The 17342-nt window shown below is 62.5% G+C and carries 16 protein-coding genes and 2 tRNA genes; 10 read left to right on the top strand and 8 right to left on the bottom strand.

The annotated features are described in order from the left end of the window. Nucleotides 1-154: 154 nt before the first annotated feature. The 4 genes from C7441_RS05080 to C7441_RS05065 all read left to right on the top strand — a co-directional run bounded on the left by C7441_RS05080 (nucleotide 155) and on the right by C7441_RS05065 (nucleotide 6221). On the top strand, nucleotides 155-997 hold the full coding sequence (locus C7441_RS05080; RefSeq protein ID WP_109611968.1) for a hypothetical protein: 843 nt from the start codon (nucleotides 155-157) through the stop codon (nucleotides 995-997). 148 nt (nucleotides 998-1145) lie between these two features. Next, a complete protein-coding gene (locus C7441_RS05075) occupies nucleotides 1146-3023 on the top strand; it encodes an ABC-F family ATP-binding cassette domain-containing protein (protein ID WP_109612182.1) in 1878 nt (625 codons plus the stop codon). A 129-nt stretch (nucleotides 3024-3152) separates the two neighbouring features. Then, complete coding sequence (locus C7441_RS05070; RefSeq protein ID WP_109611967.1) at nucleotides 3153-5261, top strand: molybdopterin-containing oxidoreductase family protein; 2109 nt, start codon at nucleotides 3153-3155, stop codon at nucleotides 5259-5261. Nucleotides 5262-5324: 63 nt separating this feature from the next. Continuing rightward, nucleotides 5325-6221 carry a cation diffusion facilitator family transporter gene (locus C7441_RS05065; RefSeq protein ID WP_109611966.1) on the top strand — a complete coding sequence of 299 codons (897 nt, stop codon included), beginning with the start codon at nucleotides 5325-5327 and terminating at the stop codon, nucleotides 6219-6221. 6 nt (nucleotides 6222-6227) lie between these two features. Here C7441_RS05065 and C7441_RS05060 read toward each other — a convergent pair whose 3' ends face one another. The 3 genes from C7441_RS05060 to purM are packed head-to-tail and all read right to left on the bottom strand — an operon-like array spanning nucleotide 6228 to nucleotide 8557. Further along, on the bottom strand, nucleotides 6228-6746 hold the full coding sequence (locus C7441_RS05060) for a SixA phosphatase family protein (RefSeq protein ID WP_109611965.1): 519 nt from the start codon (nucleotides 6744-6746) through the stop codon (nucleotides 6228-6230). Nucleotides 6747-6791: 45 nt separating this feature from the next. Continuing rightward, complete coding sequence (gene purN / locus C7441_RS05055) at nucleotides 6792-7496, bottom strand: phosphoribosylglycinamide formyltransferase (RefSeq protein WP_109611964.1); 705 nt, start codon at nucleotides 7494-7496, stop codon at nucleotides 6792-6794. After that, complete coding sequence (gene purM / locus C7441_RS05050; RefSeq protein ID WP_109611963.1) at nucleotides 7493-8557, bottom strand: phosphoribosylformylglycinamidine cyclo-ligase; 1065 nt, start codon at nucleotides 8555-8557, stop codon at nucleotides 7493-7495. Before purM ends, purN begins: the two co-directional genes overlap by 4 nt. Nucleotides 8558-8781: 224 nt before the next feature. Between purM and C7441_RS05045 the strand changes: the two genes are divergently transcribed. Genes C7441_RS05045 through hdaA form a run of 3 tightly spaced genes read left to right on the top strand, consistent with a single transcriptional unit; the run spans nucleotide 8782 to nucleotide 11197 of the window. After that, on the top strand, nucleotides 8782-9339 hold the full coding sequence (locus C7441_RS05045; RefSeq protein WP_109611962.1) for a CDP-alcohol phosphatidyltransferase family protein: 558 nt from the start codon (nucleotides 8782-8784) through the stop codon (nucleotides 9337-9339). Beyond that, a complete protein-coding gene (locus C7441_RS05040; protein WP_109611961.1) occupies nucleotides 9311-10483 on the top strand; it encodes an AI-2E family transporter in 1173 nt (390 codons plus the stop codon). Before C7441_RS05045 ends, C7441_RS05040 begins: the two co-directional genes overlap by 29 nt. Before the next feature lie 12 nt (nucleotides 10484-10495). Further along, nucleotides 10496-11197: a DnaA regulatory inactivator HdaA gene (gene hdaA, locus C7441_RS05035; protein WP_109611960.1), complete on the top strand. Its 702-nt coding sequence runs from the start codon at nucleotides 10496-10498 to the stop codon at nucleotides 11195-11197. 64 nt (nucleotides 11198-11261) lie between these two features. On the opposite strand, the gene C7441_RS23955 is transcribed toward hdaA, so the two are convergent. The 5 genes from C7441_RS23955 to C7441_RS05015 all read right to left on the bottom strand — a co-directional run bounded on the left by C7441_RS23955 (nucleotide 11262) and on the right by C7441_RS05015 (nucleotide 13454). Further along, nucleotides 11262-11411: a hypothetical protein gene (locus C7441_RS23955; RefSeq protein WP_170125017.1), complete on the bottom strand. Its 150-nt coding sequence runs from the start codon at nucleotides 11409-11411 to the stop codon at nucleotides 11262-11264. Nucleotides 11412-11635: 224 nt separating this feature from the next. After that, nucleotides 11636-11712 (bottom strand) — tRNA-Arg (locus C7441_RS05030). Nucleotides 11713-11747: 35 nt separating this feature from the next. Further along, a complete protein-coding gene (locus tag C7441_RS05025) occupies nucleotides 11748-12053 on the bottom strand; it encodes an ETC complex I subunit (protein ID WP_019170508.1) in 306 nt (101 codons plus the stop codon). 22 nt (nucleotides 12054-12075) lie between these two features. After that, nucleotides 12076-12152 (bottom strand) — tRNA-Pro (locus C7441_RS05020). Nucleotides 12153-12281: 129 nt separating this feature from the next. Then, entirely contained in the window at nucleotides 12282-13454 is a 1173-nt protein-coding gene (locus C7441_RS05015; protein WP_109612181.1) for a cystathionine beta-lyase, read from the bottom strand. Between the two features lie 437 nt (nucleotides 13455-13891). Between C7441_RS05015 and C7441_RS05010 the strand changes: the two genes are divergently transcribed. The 3 genes from C7441_RS05010 (at nucleotide 13892) to C7441_RS05000 (ending at nucleotide 17342) form a co-directional block, all read left to right on the top strand. Continuing rightward, nucleotides 13892-14929 (top strand): amino acid ABC transporter substrate-binding protein, encoded by a 1038-nt coding sequence (locus C7441_RS05010; RefSeq protein ID WP_040692334.1) that lies wholly within the window; start codon nucleotides 13892-13894, stop codon nucleotides 14927-14929. A gap of 63 nt (nucleotides 14930-14992) precedes the next feature. Beyond that, nucleotides 14993-16183, top strand: a complete 1191-nt coding sequence (locus tag C7441_RS05005) for an amino acid ABC transporter permease (RefSeq protein ID WP_109611959.1) — start codon at nucleotides 14993-14995, stop codon at nucleotides 16181-16183. Between the two features lie 4 nt (nucleotides 16184-16187). Beyond that, the gene (locus C7441_RS05000) at nucleotides 16188-17342 is read left to right on the top strand and encodes an amino acid ABC transporter permease (protein WP_109611958.1); all 1155 of its coding nucleotides are present in this window, start codon (nucleotides 16188-16190) and stop codon (nucleotides 17340-17342) included.

Genomic DNA, 17342 nt, shown 5'->3' with positions numbered 1-17342 from the left:
TAATTTTATATTTAATTGATGTATAATATTAGTAAGGCATAAATCAGTAACAAAGTTCAAGTCCCAAACGTGCGCAATAACCATATTATCTTCCTGTCGTCGGCGTTTTTGCGTCGGCGGATGTTGTCTTGAAGCAAACACGAGGGAGAGAGTTATGGGCGCAATTATCGGCAGGTTTGCTGGGATCGTTGCGAGCGGCGCAATGGTGGCGGCACTTTGCGCACCCGTGTCAGCCGGCGGCTTGGGAGGGCTTGGACTTGGCGGGTCCGGCGGCGGCATCAGTGTCGGCGGGGCCAACGGCATCAGCATTGGCGGTAGCAAGAATGGTGCTCTTGGGCTCGGCGTGAGTGTCGGCGGCTCAAAGGGCCTCAATGCCGATGTGGGCGTTGGCGTCGGCGGTTCGAAGGGGCTGGCGAATGTCGGCGTGGATGCATCGGTCGGTGGCTCGACGGGCATCAACGCCAGCACCAACACATCCGTTGTCGACCGTGGCGGTCTGGTCGATTCCAGGACAACGGCTTCGGTCGGTGGCTCTAGCGGCATCAATGCCAGCAGCAATACGACCGTCGGCGGCTCGAAGGGTCTGGTCGATTCCAAGACCACCGCTTCGGTCGGTGGTGCCACGGGAATCAATGCGGGCGTCAGCGCCAATGTCGGAGGCCCGAGCGGCTTGGCCAATGTCGGGGTGAGCATCGGCATTGGCGGCGGGACCGGAACTCCGGGTAAGCCCGGTACTCCTGGCACACCCGGAACCCCCGGTACTCCGGGAACTCCCGGTAAGCCTGGCACTCCAGGTGGCGTCGCGGGCACTCCCGGTAAGCCCGGTACCGGAGGAATCCCCGGTACAACGCCTGGCATGTCCTCCATCGTCGCCGGTATGAGCGCGCAGGAACTCCAGCGTTTCAAGATCCGTTGCCGTCAGATCATCGGCAATGCCTCGTCCTTCGACGCGGATCTGGTTGCCTTGTGCCGCACGATCCAGATGGCGAGCCGCTAAGGCCGCCACTAAGAGATAAGGGGCAGCGGTTGCTTGCTGCATCCTCCCGCGACGGCCCGCCATTGCGCGGGCCGTTTGCGTCACTGGCGTGGTCAGGGTCGCCGCCGTGGGCCTTGCGATCCGCACGAGTCCGGTGCAAAAGCCCGCAATGCTTATCGTCAACGATCTTTCCATACGCGTCGCCGGGCGCCTGCTTCTCGACCACGCTTCGCTCACGCTGCCGGCGGGAACGAAGGCTGGCCTTGTCGGGCGCAACGGCACCGGCAAAACCACTCTGTTTCGCGCGATCACCGGCGACCAGCCGACCGAGACGGGCTCGATCAGCTTGCCGAAGAATTTGCGCATCGGCCAGGTGGCGCAGGAAGCGCCGGGCACCGAGGAACCGCTGATCGAGATCGTGCTGAAGGCTGATCTCGAGCGTGCGGCACTTCTGGAAGAGGAAAAGACGGCCACCGACCCGCATCGTATCGCCGAAATCCATGTGCGGCTGGCCGACATCGATGCGCATTCGGCCGAAGCGCGTGCGGCGACCATTCTCGCCGGCCTTGGCTTTGATGAAGCGGCGCAGAAACGTCCGGCCTCGTCCTTCTCGGGTGGCTGGCGCATGCGCGTGGCGCTGGCGGCGGTGCTGTTCTCGCAGCCCGACCTTTTGTTGCTCGACGAGCCGACCAACTATCTCGACCTCGAAGGCACGCTGTGGCTGGAAAACTACGTGTCGAAATATCCGCACACGGTCCTGCTCATCAGCCATGACCGCGACCTGCTCAACCGGGCGGTCAATTCGATCGTTTATCTCGACCAGAAGAAGCTGACCTTCTGGCGCGGCGGCTACGACCAGTTCGAGCGGCAGCTTGCCGAGCAACGCGAGTTGCAGGAGAAGGGCCGCGCCAAGCAGGAAGCGCAGCGCAAGCACCTGCAGTCCTTCGTCGACCGCTTCCGCGCCAAGGCCTCCAAGGCAACGCAGGCGCAGTCGCGTATCAAGGCGCTGGAGCGCATGAAGCCCATCGCGGCCGTGGTCGAGGACCATGTGCGCCCCTTCAGCTTCCCCGAGCCGGTGAAGACCGTCGCTTCCCCCATAGTCGCGCTGGATGGGGTCGATGTCGGCTATACGCCGGGCAGCCCCGTGCTGCGCAAGCTCTCGCTGCGCATCGACAGCGACGATCGCATCGCGCTGCTGGGCGCCAACGGCAACGGCAAGTCCACCTTCGCCAAGCTGCTGTCCGGTCGCCTGAAGGGCGAGACCGGCACCATGACGGTCGCGCCCGGCCTGAAAGTGTCGATCTTCGCCCAGCACCAGCTCGATGATCTGCGGCCCGAGGAAAACGCCTATGAGCATGTACGCCGGCTGATGCCGGAAGCGCCCGAATCCAAGGTGAGGGCGCGCGTCGCCCAGTTCGGCCTCTCGACCGAGAAGATGAACACGCCCGCCAAGGATCTTTCGGGCGGCGAGAAGGCACGGCTTCTGATGGGCCTTGCCGCGTTTGACGGGCCGAACCTGTTCATCCTCGACGAGCCGACCAACCACCTCGACATTGACAGCCGCGAGGCGCTGATGATGGCGCTGAACGACTTTCCCGGCGCGGTGATCATCATCAGTCACGACCGGCACCTGCTGGAGGCCACGGCTGATCGGCTGTGGCTGGTCAGGGACGGTACGGTAAAACCCTATGACGGCGACCTGGAAGACTATCGCACGATGGTCACCGGGGTTTCCGTCGATCGCCGCGAAAAGCGCGAGGCGAAGGAGGCCTCCAAGGCCGACCGTCGCCGCGAGGCGGCTGCGCGCCGTGCGGCCATGGAGCCGGTGGCCAAGGAAATCCGCGCCACCGAGGCGCTGATGGATCGCATCCGCAAGCGCATCGACTCGATCGAGGACCAGCTTGCCGATCCGGCCCTTTATGAGAAGGATCCGGCTGCCGCCACCCAGCTTGCCAGGGAGCGCGCGCAGCTTGCCTCGTCCTTGTCCACGCATGAAGACAAGTGGCTGACGCTGTCCACGGAGTACGAGGAAGCGATGGCGGAGTAGGGTTTATCCTGCCCTTGTGGGAAGAGGCGATCCACAGGGGGCAGGATAGGATCCTTTCACGCGGGGAGGGTTAAGCTGCGCTCCGTATTGGCCCTACACCCCGCGAACAAAACCCTGTAGTTTCGCGCCATGAACCAACACTCCCCGATCCGAATTGGCCATTCGGCCTGTCCGCATGACTGCCCGTCCACCTGCGCGCTTGATGTCGAATTGCTGGCGTCGGATCGCATCGGGCGTATCCACGGCGCAAAGGACAACAGCTATACGATGGGCGTGGTGTGCGCGAAGGTCGCCCGCTATGCCGATCGCGTCCACCATCCCGACCGGCTCCTGAAGCCGCTGGTGCGTGCCGGAGCCAAGGGCGACGGACGATGGAAGGAAGCGAGCTGGGAAGCCGCGCTCGATCTCGTCGCCGAGAAGTTCATTGCGGCGGAAGAACGATACGGCTCCGAGACGGTCTGGCCTTACTTCTATGCCGGTACGATGGGGCTGGTGCAGCGCGACGGCATCGAGCGCCTGCGCCATGCGAAGAAATATTCCGGCTTCTTCGGCTCGATCTGCACCAACCTTGCCTGGACCGGCTATGTGCTGGGCACCGGCGCCCTGCGCGGCGCCGACCCTCGCGAGATGGCGAAATCGGATTGCGTGGTGATCTGGGGCACGAATGCCGTGGTCACGCAGGTCAATGTCATGACCCACGCGATCAAGGCCCGCAAGGAGCGTGGCGCGAAGATCGTTGTTGTCGACGTTTATGAAACGCCGACGATGAAGCAGGCCGACATAGGTCTCATCCTCAAGCCCGGCACCGACGGCGCGCTGGCCTGCGCGGTCATGCACGTGCTGTTTCGCGAGGGGCTCGCCGACCGCGACTATCTCGAGAAATACACCGACGATCCGAAGGGACTTGAGGCGCATCTCGCCACGAAGACGCCCGAATGGGCGGCAGGTATCACCGGACTTACGGTGGAGGAGATCGAGGCTTTCGCGCGGCTGGTGGGCACGACCAGACGCACCTTTTTCCGCCTCGGCTACGGGTTTTCGCGCCAGCGCAACGGCTCGGTCAACATGCATGCGGCGCTGTCGATCCCGGCGGTTACCGGCGCCTGGCGGTATGAGGGCGGCGGCGCGTTCCATTCCAATTCGGGTATCTACAAGCTCAATGGCGAGCTTCTGGAAGGCACGAAGTTTCGCGATCCGAATATCCGCTACCTTGACCACTCGCGCATAGGGCCGGTGCTGACGGGGGCAGCGGATGCGCTCTATGGTGGCCCGCCGGTGACGGCGATGCTGATCCAGAACACCAATCCTGCCAATGTCGCGCCCGAGCAGCGGCTGGTGGTGCAGGGGTTTATGCGCGAGGACCTGTTCGCTTGCGTGCATGAGCAGTTCATGACCGATACGGCGAGGCTTGCCGATGTCGTGCTGCCGGCAACGATGTTCCTGGAGCATGACGACATCTACAAGGGCGGCGGCAACCAGCACATCACGCTCGGCCCCAAGCTGATCGACCCACCGGAGGGCCCGCGTACCAATCACTATGTCATCGAGGAACTGGCCAGGCGGTTGGGCGTGGCGCATCTGCCGGGCTTCGGCCTGACCGAGCGCCAGCACATCGACCATATGCTGGCCAGGCGCGGGCTGGGCGACTTCGACAGCCTGAAGGCAAGTCGTTGGGTCGATCTGCAGCCGGAATTCGAGGACGCGCATTTCCTGAAAGGCTTCGGACACCCCGACGGAAAATTCCGTTTCAAGCCGCAATGGAATGGCGGCGCCGCGCCCAACAAGCCGCCCCGCAGCATGGGGATTTTCGGGCCGGTCAACCGATTTCCGGAATTTCCGGATCATGTCGATGTGATCGAAGTGGCCGATGAGGAGCATCCCTTCAGGCTGGCGACCTCGCCGGCGCGCAATTTCCTCAATTCCACCTTCGCCGAAACGCCGGTCTCCCGGCAGAAGGAAGGAAGGCCGGAACTGCTGATCCACCCGGAAGACGCTGCCGCGCTTGGCGTGGCGACCGGGGACCGTGTCGAAGTGGGCAACAAGCGCGGCGAAGTGGTGCTGCATGCGCGGCTGTTCGATGGCCTGAAACGCGGCGTGGTGATCGCCGAGGGCATCTGGTCGAATTATGCGCATGAGCGCGGCGAGGGCATCAATGTGCTGACGGGCGCGGATGCGCCTGCGCCCTATGGCGGTGCGGCCGTCCATGACAACAAGGTGTGGGTGCGGGCGGCCGGCTAGATCCCGACCCTGTGGCTGCGCAACGCGCAGCCGCGTTATCGCATTCCGCGCAAGAGAATTGCAATGAGCGCAAGCCATCAGCACGACCACGATATCGGCGATACTCCCGCCACCCGCTTGCGGATAGCGCTTGCCCTCACCTTCTTCTTCGTGCTGGTCGAAGTGATCGGCGGCATCGTGACGGGCAGTCTGGCGCTGATTTCCGATGCCATGCACATGCTGACCGATTCCATGGCGTTGGCTATCGCACTGTTGGCCATTCGTGTCGGGCGCCGGCCTGCCGATCTTCTGCGCACTTACGGCTATGCCCGCTTTGAGATACTGGCGGCGGCGTTCAATGCGCTGATCCTGCTCGGCGTCGCCTTTTACATTCTCTACGAGGCTTATGCGCGGCTGTTCGAGCCGCAACAGATTGCCTCGCTGGGCATGCTGGCGGTCGCGGTCGTCGGCCTGCTCGTCAACCTGGCCTCGATGCGCCTGCTGACCGGCCACAAGGACGAAAGCCTCAATGTAAAGGGGGCCTATCTCGAAGTCTGGGCCGACATGCTCGGTTCGCTCGGCGTGATCGCGGGCGCGCTGGTTATCTGGCTGACGGGTTGGCAATGGGTCGATTCCCTTGTTGCGGTCGGCATCGGCTTCATGGTGTTTCCGCGCACCTGGGGGTTGCTCAAGGAATGCATCAACATCCTGCTGGAAGGCGTTCCGCCCGGCATGGCCCTGGAGGATGTGGAAACGGCGATTGCCGAGGTTCCCGGCGTGGCATCCGTGCACGACCTGCATCTTTGGGCGATCACGCAAAACAAGCCTTCGCTCACCGCGCATGCCGTACTCTCCGATGGCGCGGACCCGGACGCGGTGCGTCAGGCTATCGAGGCAAGCTTGCGCGGAAAATTCGACCTGCATCACACCACCTTGCAGATGGAGCGGGAAAACTGCCATCCCGTGGAAACCATTCACTGATCTCCGTCAGGCGAGGTCCTTCGGCCGCAGGAAATGGGTGAGACGGGCGGCCCCGAACTGCAATGCCTCCCACCGCCCGGTAAATTCGAAATGCGCCAGCCCGGCGGTTGGGAATTTCTTGCGCATCTGCCCGAGCGCTCCGGTGTCGGAACCTTCGCCGGCCAGCCGCAATGCAAATTCCTCCAGCCCCGGATTGTGGCCGAGGACGAGCAATGTGCCGACGATTTCGGGCGTGTGGCGCAACTCGGCCAGAAGCTGCTCTGCCGAAGCTTCATAGAGCGAGTCGCGGAATGTGGGGCTGGGAGCGTGGGCAAAACGGGATGACACCAGTTCCCATGTCTCGCGGGTTCGTGCGGACGATGAGGCCAGCGCCATGAGCGGCCGCCAGTGTCGTTCCTCCAGAAACCGGCCGATCAAGGGCGCTGCGGCACGGCCGCGCGGTGCAAGCGGGCGGTCGAAGTCCTCGAGCCTGGGGTCGTCCCAGCTCGATTTGGCGTGACGCAGGAGAAGCAGTTCCTTCTTCATGCGGCGCTCCGGACCCGCAGCCTCCGATAAGTTAGGGCGGGGCCTTTAAGGCGTGAAGCGGGCCAGCGCCTCAAGGTCGACCGGATCGCTCGACGGGCCGGGAGACGTGACGAGACCGTTATGGTTGGGAGCCTCGAAGCCGCTGAAAACGGTCCTGCCGCCTTCCATGCGTGCCTTGCCTTCGGCCACCAGCCTGAGCGCCATCGGGTACAGCGCATGCTCGGCACCCAGCACGCGGGCCGAAAGGGCCTTCTCGTCGTCGCCGGTCAGAACCGGCACCGCCGATTGCGCGATGATCGGGCCGTCATCCATCGCCGCCGTCACGAAATGCACCGTGCAACCATGGATGCGCAGGCCGGCGTCCAGCGCGCGCTGGTGGGTGTCCAGCCCTTTGAGCAGCGGCAGCAGGGCAGGGTGGATATTGATCATCCGGCCCTGCCACTTTTCGACGAAGCCGTTGGTCAGCAGGCGCATATAGCCGGCGAGGCAGACGATCTCGGCGCCGAACTCCCTGAGAGCCGCATCGATTGCAGCGTCATGGGCATCCTTGCTGGCGAAGTCGCCGCGCGCGACCACGCGTGTGGCGATGCCGTTGGATGCGGCAAGGCCAAGGCCTGCTGCCTCCGCCTTGTCGGAAATCACACCGACGATCTTCGCCGGAAAGCTGCTGTCGTCCGCCGCCTCGATCAGCGCGGCCATGTTGGAGCCGCGCCCCGAAATCAGGATGACGGTGCGCTTGCGCGGGTTCATAGCGCGATCGCTCCGCGATAGATGACGCCGGCGTCACGGCGCGGCACGATGCGGCCGATCGGCTCGACCTTCTCGCCGGCTTCCTGCAAGACCGCAGCCACCTGTGCGGCCTGGCCGGAAGCAACGACCATCACCATGCCGATGCCGCAGTTGAAGGTGCGCATCATTTCGGTTGCTTCGACGCCGCCCGTCTTGGTGAGCCACGAGAACACCGGCGGCACGTCGATCGTGTCAAGGTCGAGTTCGGCCGAGAAATCGGCCGGCAGCACGCGTGGAATGTTGTCAGGGAAGCCACCGCCGGTGATATGCGCCAGCGCCTTGATGCCGTGCGTGTTTCGGATCGCCTTCAGGACGGACTTCACATAGATTCGCGTCGGCTCCAGCAGCGCTTCGGCCAGCGTCTGGTCGTCGGCGAAGGGGGCAGGGTCATTCCAGCCAAGTCCGCTTGCCGCCACGATGCGACGGACCAGCGAAAAACCGTTCGAATGGACGCCCGAGGATGAGAGGCCGAGCAGAACGTCGCCCTCGACGATGTCGTCGGTGGGCAGGAGCTGGCCACGCTCGGCCGCGCCGACCGCGAAGCCCGCGAGGTCGTAATCCTTTTCCTGATACATGCCGGGCATCTCGGCGGTCTCGCCGCCGATCAGTGCGCAGCCGGCCTGTCGGCAGCCCTCGGCAATGCCGCTGACGATGGTCGCGCCTTGCTCGGGATCGAGTTTGCCGGTTGCGAAATAGTCGAGGAAGAACAGCGGTTCGGCGCCCTGCACGACGAGGTCGTTGACGCACATGGCGACAAGGTCGATGCCGATCGTGTCGTGCTTGCCGGCTTCGATGGCGATCTTCAGCTTGGTGCCGACGCCATCATTGGCGGCGACAAGTACAGGGTCGGTGAAGCCGGCGGCCTTGAGATCGAACAGGCCGCCGAAGCCGCCAATCTCGCCATCCGCGCCGGGACGGCGGGTCGAGCGCACCATCGGCTTTATCTTCTCGACCATCAGGTTACCAGCGTCGATATCGACGCCTGCCTGCGCATAGGTGAGCCCGTTCTTTTGCTCGCTCATGGGCGATTCCTCTGGTCGTTACGGTCAGGCGCGCGCTGCGCGGCCTCCATGATATGAGATAGTGCGGCTCTTCGCATGAACGGACCCGCCTCGCAAGGATTGCGGCATGGAAGGCCGCCATTTGCGGCGGAAAACCGTGGAGAGCGGGTGGATGGCGCGCATATCTTGTAGCACGTGTGCGTTTTGCCCATGTAACGGGCTTGGAGAGAAGGAGACGGGGTGCGGTGACGGTCGCCAACATGATCACGATGGTGCGGTTCCTGCTGGTGCCGGGCGTGATCTATGCGCTGCTGGTCGGCGATGCCGGCTGGGCGTTCGCGGGCTTCGTGATCGCCGGCATATCGGACGCGGTCGACGGCTTCGTCGCGCGCCGGTTCAATCAGCGCACCGCGCTTGGCGCTTATCTGGATCCCATCGCCGATAAACTGCTTCTGGTCAGCGTCTTCATCGTGCTCGGCTATATGAACGAACTGCCGCTGTGGCTGGTCATACTAGTCGTGTCGCGCGATGCGCTGATCGTCGGTGGCGTGCTTTTGGCGACCGTCATGGCCAACCCAGTCACGATGCGCCCGCTATTGGTGTCCAAGGTAAACACCGCCGCGCAGATCGTCCTGGCCGGCTTCGTGTTGGCCGAACTGGCCTTCGGAATACATTACAGCGCGATCCGGCTGGCGCTGATATTGGCGACCGGCCTCTTGACCGCTGCTTCGGCTGCGGCCTATCTCGTGGACTGGCTGAGGCACATGAACGGTTATGGCGAAGGAAGAACTCCAGACAGTTAAGGTGACTCAGGAGGACGTGGCGGCGGCCGCGTTCCGCTGGCACATCCGTTTCTGGATCCTCGGCGCGCTGGTGCTGGCGCTGTTCATCTATCTTTTCAGCAGCATACTTCTGCCCTTCGTGGCCGGCATGGTGCTGGCCTATTTCCTCGATCCCGTCGCCGACAGGTTGCAGCGGCTGGGCTTCTCCCGCATCGCCGCGACAGTGCTGATCCTCATTGCCTTCCTCATCGTGCTGGTGCTGGGGCTGGTCATCCTCATACCGATCCTGGCGTCCCAGCTCACCGATTTCATTGCCAAGCTACCGGAATACCTGACCCAGCTTCAGGGGCTTATCACCAGCTACGACCCGAAATGGATCGAGCAGCGCTTCGGGGTGGATGCCAACAGCCTGCGCGAGGGATTGAACTCGCTGCTGACCACCGGCTTCGGCTTCCTGACGACGGTTTTCCAGTCGATCTGGAGTTCGGGTATAGCGCTGTTTTCCATCGCCAGCCTGTTCGTGGTGACGCCGGTGGTGGCCTTCTACATGCTGCTCGACTGGGATCGCATGGTCGCCACGGTGGATAGCTGGGTGCCGCGCGACTATGTCGATACGGTTCGTCAGCTTGCTTCCGAGATCAATGTGGCGACCGCCGGGTTCGTGCGTGGGCAGGGCACGCTCTGCCTTGTACTCGGGCTGATGTACGCAATAGGCCTGACGCTGACCGGGTTGAAGTTCGGTGTGCTGATCGGCCTGTTCGCGGGACTTATCAGCTTTATTCCCTATGTCGGCTCGCTGACGGGGCTGGTGCTTTCGGTGGGGCTTGCCTTCGTGCAGTTCTGGCCGGACTGGCTCTGGATCGTGGCGGTGGCGGCTGTCTTCTTCATCGGCCAGTTCATCGAGGGCAACATTCTGCAACCGCGCCTGGTGGGCAAAAGCGTGGGCCTGCATCCCGTCTGGCTGATGTTTGCGCTGTTCGCCTTTGGTGCGCTGTTCGGCTTCGTGGGCCTGCTCATCGCCGTTCCCGCCGCGGCGGCAATCGCGGTGCTGGTGCGCTTCGCCATTTCGCGCTATCTGGATTCGCCGCTCTATAAGGGGCACGCCGAAGCGCCTGATGGCGCGACGGCACATGCCAAGAGCAACCGCAGCAAAACCAAGTCATGAATTCGTAGGATAATGCGCGAACCGGAAACACCGCGCCAGTTGCCGCTTGATCTCGGCCATACACCGGGCTTTTCCCGTGACGATCTCGTCGTGTCGCAGGCCAATGCGCAGGCGGTCGCGCTGGTGGACCGCTGGCCGGACTGGCCCGCGCCCGTGGTCGTGCTCGCGGGCCCGGCCGGAGCAGGCAAGACGCATCTGGCAAGCATCTGGCGCAACATGTCCGCAGCGGTGACGCTCAAGGGAACCGACATCGAGACGCATCTGCCGACGCTCGATGCGACCCGCCCGGTGCTGATCGACGACGCCGATCTCGGACCTCTCGATCAGAACGGTCTGTTCCATCTCATCAACCAGATTCGCGGCGCCGGTTCCTTCCTGCTCCTGACGGCACGACGGTTCCCGTCCGCCTGGGGCGTGACTCTGCCGGACCTCGCGTCGCGGCTGAAAGCTGCGGCAACGGTAGAAATCGACGAACCCGATGACCTGCTTCTGGCCGGCGTCATCACCAAGCTGTTTGCTGACCGTCAGGTCGAGGTGGACCCCGCAGTGGTGCAATATCTGGTGCGCCGCATCGAACGGTCGCTGTCCACCGCTATGAGCGTCGTGGCGCGGCTGGATCAGGCCGGCCTGGAACAGAAGACCCGCATCACCCGTGCCCTGGCGGGAGAAATCCTGAACGCCATGGACGAAGGGCAGGGCGAATTCGACCTGTGAGGGCAGGATGTATCCGCTTCCGCTCGGGTTGGATGTCCGGGCAGGATTGACGCCAGTCCTGGAGCTAGACGAACGTCATCACGACGATCGCGCCAATCACAATCAGCACCAGTCCCCCGAGCAGCATTGGCAGAAGGGTGCTGCCGCCATCCCCGCCGCTGGCCGCATGGGCCGTCGTCGTGACCTGTCTGTTCGAAGAATGATTGTTGCTCATTTCACGCTCCCGCCGCGGATGCAAGGAAAGATAGACACTAAAGATGCATATAATATATATCTTAACCCTCGTACAGCTTATCCGTACATCCCGCGACTTTTTGGCCTGCTGATATGTTCGCATGCGTGTCATCGTTGACGATGACGGACACGCTGCGACGCACCTAAAGCGCCGCCAGGTGAGGAGGGTGAAGTGCTATAAATTCAAATGTTTAGAAGAATCTGTGGCGATCCCGGCAGGATTCGAACCTGCGACCATCGGCTTAGAAGGCCGGTGCTCTATCCAGCTGAGCTACGGGACCACAACTGTTGGCGGCCGGGATGCAGCGAGCGGAACTCAGTGCGTCCAGGGCGTCTTGCGGTCATACCGGAAATTGTCCGAGTAGGAAATCTGTCGCCGCTTGGCTTCCTTGGGTTCCTGCACACGATAGTCGATGCCGTACTTCTCGGCATAGGCGATCGCCTCTTCCTTGGTTTCGAAGGTCAGGCGAATCTGGCTCTTCATGTCGCGCGAACTGGTATAGCCCATCAGCGGATCGATCTTGCGGGGAATGGCCGGGTCATATTCGAGCACCCAGTTACCGGTCTTGGCCTTACCCGACTGCATGGCCGTCTTGGCGGGACTGTAAATGCGCGCGGACATCGTTTCCTCAGCAATCCTGCGGTGGTCGGAGTGGCAGGATTCGAACCTGCGACCCCCTGATCCCAAATCAGGTGCGCTACCAGGCTGCGCTACACTCCGGTCGTGCTGTCCATAGGGTTTGCATCTCGCAATGGCAAGAGCCGAATGCAAGAAACACGAGCATGACCAAAGGAAACAGCGGGCAGCATGGTTCGAAGATGCCGCCCGCTGCGGAAAGGAGCGCCGCTTCTAAACCGCGCTCGCAGCCTTCAGGCCGCGCGCGATGTCGTTCTTGATGTCCTCGACATCTTCCAGGCCGATCTGGAGGCGGATCAGCGGGCCCTCGTAAGGCCCCTTGGCGATCGTGCGGTCGCCGAGATAGACATGCACTGCGAGGCTTTCATAGCCGCCCCAGGAATAACCGAGGCCGAAGATTTCCAGCGCGTCGAGGAAGGCGTGGGCCTGGCTCTGGCCGCCGCCGTCGAGCACGACCGAGAAGATGCCGCTGGAGCCGCAGAAATCACGCTTCCACAACATATGGCCGGGATGGCTCTCCAGACCGGGATGTAGCACGCGCGCCACGCCGGGCTGTTTTTCCAGCCAGCGGGCGATTTCCAGTGTGCTTTGCTCGTGCCGCTCCAGCCGCACGCCCATGGTGCGCAGGCCCCGCAGCACCTGATAGACGTCGTCTGGCGCGGGGCAGGCGCCAAGCGTAAGGAAACCCTCGTGCAGCCGCTCCCAGCAGGCCGCGTTGGCCGAAACGGTGCCGAGCAGCACGTCGGAATGGCCGGCCGGATACTTCGTGGCGGCATGGATCGAGATGTCGACGCCATGATCGAGCGGCTTGAAATAGAGCGGCGTGGCCCAGGTGTTGTCCATCATCACCACCGCGCCGCCGGCATGCGCCGCCTTGGCGATGGCGGGAATGTCCTGCATTTCGAAGGTGTTGGAGCCGGGCGACTCGGTGAACACCACCTTGGTGTTGGGCTTCATCAGCGCGGCGATGCCGCCGCCGACATGCGGATCGTAATACTGGATTTCGATGCCCAGGCGCTTGAGCATGGTGTCGGCGAAATGGCGTGTCGGCCCGTAGACCGAATCCACGATCAGCGCGTGATCGCCGGCCGAAAGGAATGCCAGCAACGGCACGGTCACGGCCGCCAGCCCCGAAGGCACCATGATGGTGCCGGCCGACCCTTCCAGCGAATCGATCGCGGCCGCCAGTGCATCCGTGGTGGGCGTGCCGCGCGTGCCGTAGGTGTATTTCTGCGCGCGACCGGCCATGGTCGCGGCGTCGGGAAAAAGCACTGTCGAGGCGTGAACCACGGGCGGGTTGACGAAGCCATGAAAGTCGCGCGGATCGTTGCCGACATGGGCGAGCCGCGTGTTGATGCCTGTATTGGTGAAATCTCGCTTGGCCATGATGTCCTGCTGCAAAAGGAAATAAAGAGGCATAAAACGCAGTTGCGTGCCGCGCAACCAGTGCCGAACGGGCAAGCTCGGGAGTCTCTTGCGCCAGTGTACGAACTGCCATCCAGCACGATTGACACCCGGACATGGTCCCCCGCGACGGGAAAAAAGGCGAAGCAAAACTTTGCTTGCCGTAAACTGCTTTCGTCAACGAAAGTGCGTCGGATCGGGTTTTCGGGCAGGAAGTTTTCAAATCGCTTTCATTCGGGCCATTTTGCTTGACCTCACGGCGATAATCGCTTTCGATGCCTTTCGTGAATGGGAGCACAGCAAGGGCACATCTGCTTCGATAAGACCGTTCCGGAAATGGGCCGGAGCGACGCTGGCGCTTTCGTTAAGGGGAAACGGGGTTGGTCCCCGGACAACAAGAGACAAAAGGGTCAGTGGGAATGAAAAATACTATAAAAGCCATTCTCGGCGCCACCATATTGGGGCTGGCCGCTTCCGCTGCATCGGTCGCTTCGGCCGATACATTGAGCGATGTGAAGGCCAAGGGCTTCCTGCAGTGCGGCGTCAATACCGGCCTTGCCGGTTTCGCGGCGCCTGACGACAAGGGCGAGTGGAAGGGGTTCGACGTTGATTTCTGCCGTGCGGTCGCAGCGGCGATTTTCGGCGATCCCACCAAGGTGAAGTTCACGCCCACCAACGCCAAGGAGCGTTTCACCGCGCTTCAGTCCGGCGAGATCGATCTTCTCGCCCGCAACACCACCTGGACGCTGAACCGCGACACGGCGCTGGGCTTCAACTTCGTCGGCGTCAACTACTTTGACGGCCAGGGTTTCATGATCAACGCCAAGAAGCTGCCGGGCGTCACCTCGGCGTTGCAGCTTTCGGGCGCTTCGGTCTGCGTGCAGAGCGGCACCACCACCGAGTTGAACCTTGCCGACTATTTCAAGGCCAACAATCTGGAATACAATCCGGTCGTGTTTGAGAAGCTGGAAGAGGCCAACGCCGCCTATGATTCCGGCCGCTGCGACGCCTACACCACCGACCAGTCGGGCCTCTATGCCATCCGTCTGACGCTGGCATCGCCGGACGACCACATCGTCCTGCCCGAGATCATCTCCAAGGAACCGCTGGCTCCGGCAGTGCGCCAGGGCGACGACAAGTGGTTCGACGTCGTCAAGTGGACGTTCAACGCCCTGGTTCTCTCCGAAGAGCTGGGCATCACCCAGGCCAATGTCGACGAGATGAAGAACTCCAAGAACCCGGACATTCAGCGCGTTCTGGGCACCGAGGCCGGCACCAAGCTCGGCACGGATCTCGGTCTTGAGAACGACTGGGTGGTCAACATCATCAAGGGCGTCGGCAATTACGGTGAGATTTTCGACCGCAACATCGGTGCCGGCAGCCCGCTGAAGATCGCGCGCGGCCTGAACGCCCTGTGGACCAAGGGCGGCCTGCAATACGCCATGCCCATCCGCTAAGGATGTGCTGACATAGGGAGGCGCAATGCGCCTCCCGCCTGCTCTCCGCGCAAAGGAGACTCCATGGTTTCGCAGGACACGATTCGCGATACCGGCAGTTCAGGCGCGTCCTTCTACAATGACCCGAAAATTCGCGGGTTGATCTACCAGGTCGTCCTGTTCGTACTGCTCGTAAGCTTCATCTACTGGATCGTCGGCAACACGGTCGAGAACCTCAGACGCGCCAACATTTCGTCTGGATTTGCATTTCTGCACGGCCGCGCCGGCTTCGACATCAGCGAAACGCTGATCAGCTACACCTCGGACGACACCTATTGGCGCGCGCTGCTGGTGGGGCTGGTCAACACGGCCGTCGTCGCGGTGCTGGGCGTCATCACGGCCTCGATCATAGGCTTTCTCGTCGGCATCGGCCGGCTGTCGGATAATTGGCTGATCCGCAAGATCTGCTTGGTCTATGTCGAGATTTTCCGCAACATCCCGCCGCTGCTGGTCATCTTCTTCTGGTATCTGGGCGTGCTTTCGGCCCTGCCGCAGCCGCGTGAGAGCCTCGAACTGCCGTTCGGGGCCTGGCTCAACAATCGCGGTTTCTTCCTGCCGGCCCCGATCTGGGGCGAGGGGGCGTGGCTGATTCCCGTCGCCTTTCTGGTCGCGGTGGCTCTGTGCTGGTTCGTCGCGCGCCGTGCCCATCAGCGGCAGGCGGCCACAGGCGAGCAGTTTCCGGTTCTCTGGACGTCGGTTGCGCTGCTGGTCGGGCTGCCATTGCTTGCATTCGCTGCGGCAGGCTTTCCGCTCAGCTTCGAGTTCCCGAAGAAATCGACCTTCAACCTGCTCGGCGGCATGCAGATTAAGCCCGAATTCATGTCGCTCTATCTGGCGCTGTCCTTCTATACGGCCGCCTTCATCGCCGAGATCGTGCGCGCGGGCGTGCTGGGTGTGAACAAGGGGCAGACCGAGGCTTCCTACGCATTGGGGCTGCGCCGCAACCAGGCTCTGCGGCTGGTCATCGTGCCACAGGCGCTGCGCATCATCATTCCGCCGCTCACCAGCCAATATCTCAACCTGACGAAGAACTCGTCGCTGGCGATCGCGATCGGCTATCCCGATCTGGTGCATATCGGCGGCACCATCCTCAACCAGAGCGGCCAGGCGATTGAGATCGTGGTGATCTGGATGGTCGTCTATCTCGGCCTCAGCCTCATCATGTCGGGCGCCATGAACTGGTTCAACGCCAAGATGGCGCTGGTGGAGAGGTAGAGCGATGTCGCACACTGAATTCTACGCTCGCGACGAAATGGCGGGGGACGAACGTCCGCCGGCGGCGGAGCAGGGGATCGTGGCGTGGTTGCGCAAGAACCTGTTTGCGTCCATTCCCGACACGATCCTGACTGTCGTGGGGCTCATCATCATCGCGATGGTGCTGCCCTCCGTGATCGGCTGGGCTTTCATCAACGCCCAGTGGACCGGCACGGATCGCAGTTATTGCGCCACGGTGGCGCAAGGGGGCATCCAGCCCGAAGGCTGGTCCGGCGCCTGCTGGGCCTTCGTCGGCGCCAAGTTCCAGCAATTCATGTTCGGGCAATATCCGATAGACCAGCGCTGGCGGGTCATGCTCACGGGCATCATGTTCGTGGCGTTGCTGGTGCCGATGCTGATCCCCACCGCCCCACGCAAATTGCTGAATGCAATTCTGCTTTTCGGCGTGTTTCCCGTCGTCGCCTTCGTCTTGCTGGTCGGCGGTGTCTTCGGCCTGCAATATGTCGAGACGGCGCGCTGGGGCGGGTTGATGGTCACGCTGGTGCTTTCGGTGGTGGGCATCGCCGTCTCGCTGCCGCTGGGCATCCTGCTGGCGCTGGGGCGGCGTTCGAAGCTGCCTGTCATCAAGCTGTTCAGCGTGATCTTCATCGAGACGATCCGCGGCGTGCCGCTGGTTACGGTGCTGTTCATGGCCAGCGTCATGTTTCCGCTGTTCCTGCCCGCCGGCATGACCTTCGACAAGTTCCTGCGCGCGCTGGTAGGTGTGGCGCTGTTTGCCTCGGCCTATATGGCCGAAGTGGTTCGCGGCGGCCTGCAGGCAATTCCGAAGGGGCAGTATGAAGGTGCTGCCTCGCTCGGCCTCAGCTATTGGCAGACGACCGGACTGGTCGTCCTGCCGCAGGCGCTGAAGCTGGTCATACCCGGCATCGTCAACACCTTTATCGGCCTGTTCAAGGATACCAGCCTCGTCACCATCATCGGTATGTTCGACCTGCTCGGCATCGTCCGCCAGAACTTCTCCGACACCAACTGGGCATCGCCGCAAACCCCGATCAGCGGCCTGGTCTTCGCCGGATTTATTTTCTGGTTGTTCTGCTTCGGCATGTCACGCTATTCGATTTACATGGAACACCGGCTCGATACCGGTCACAAACGATAA

It is taken from the genome of Pseudaminobacter salicylatoxidans (assembly GCF_003148475.1).
GTDB lineage: Bacteria > Pseudomonadota > Alphaproteobacteria > Rhizobiales > Rhizobiaceae > Pseudaminobacter > Pseudaminobacter salicylatoxidans.
Note: the sequence above shows the minus strand (reverse complement) of the source record. Positions and strands in the feature narration are given on the sequence as shown.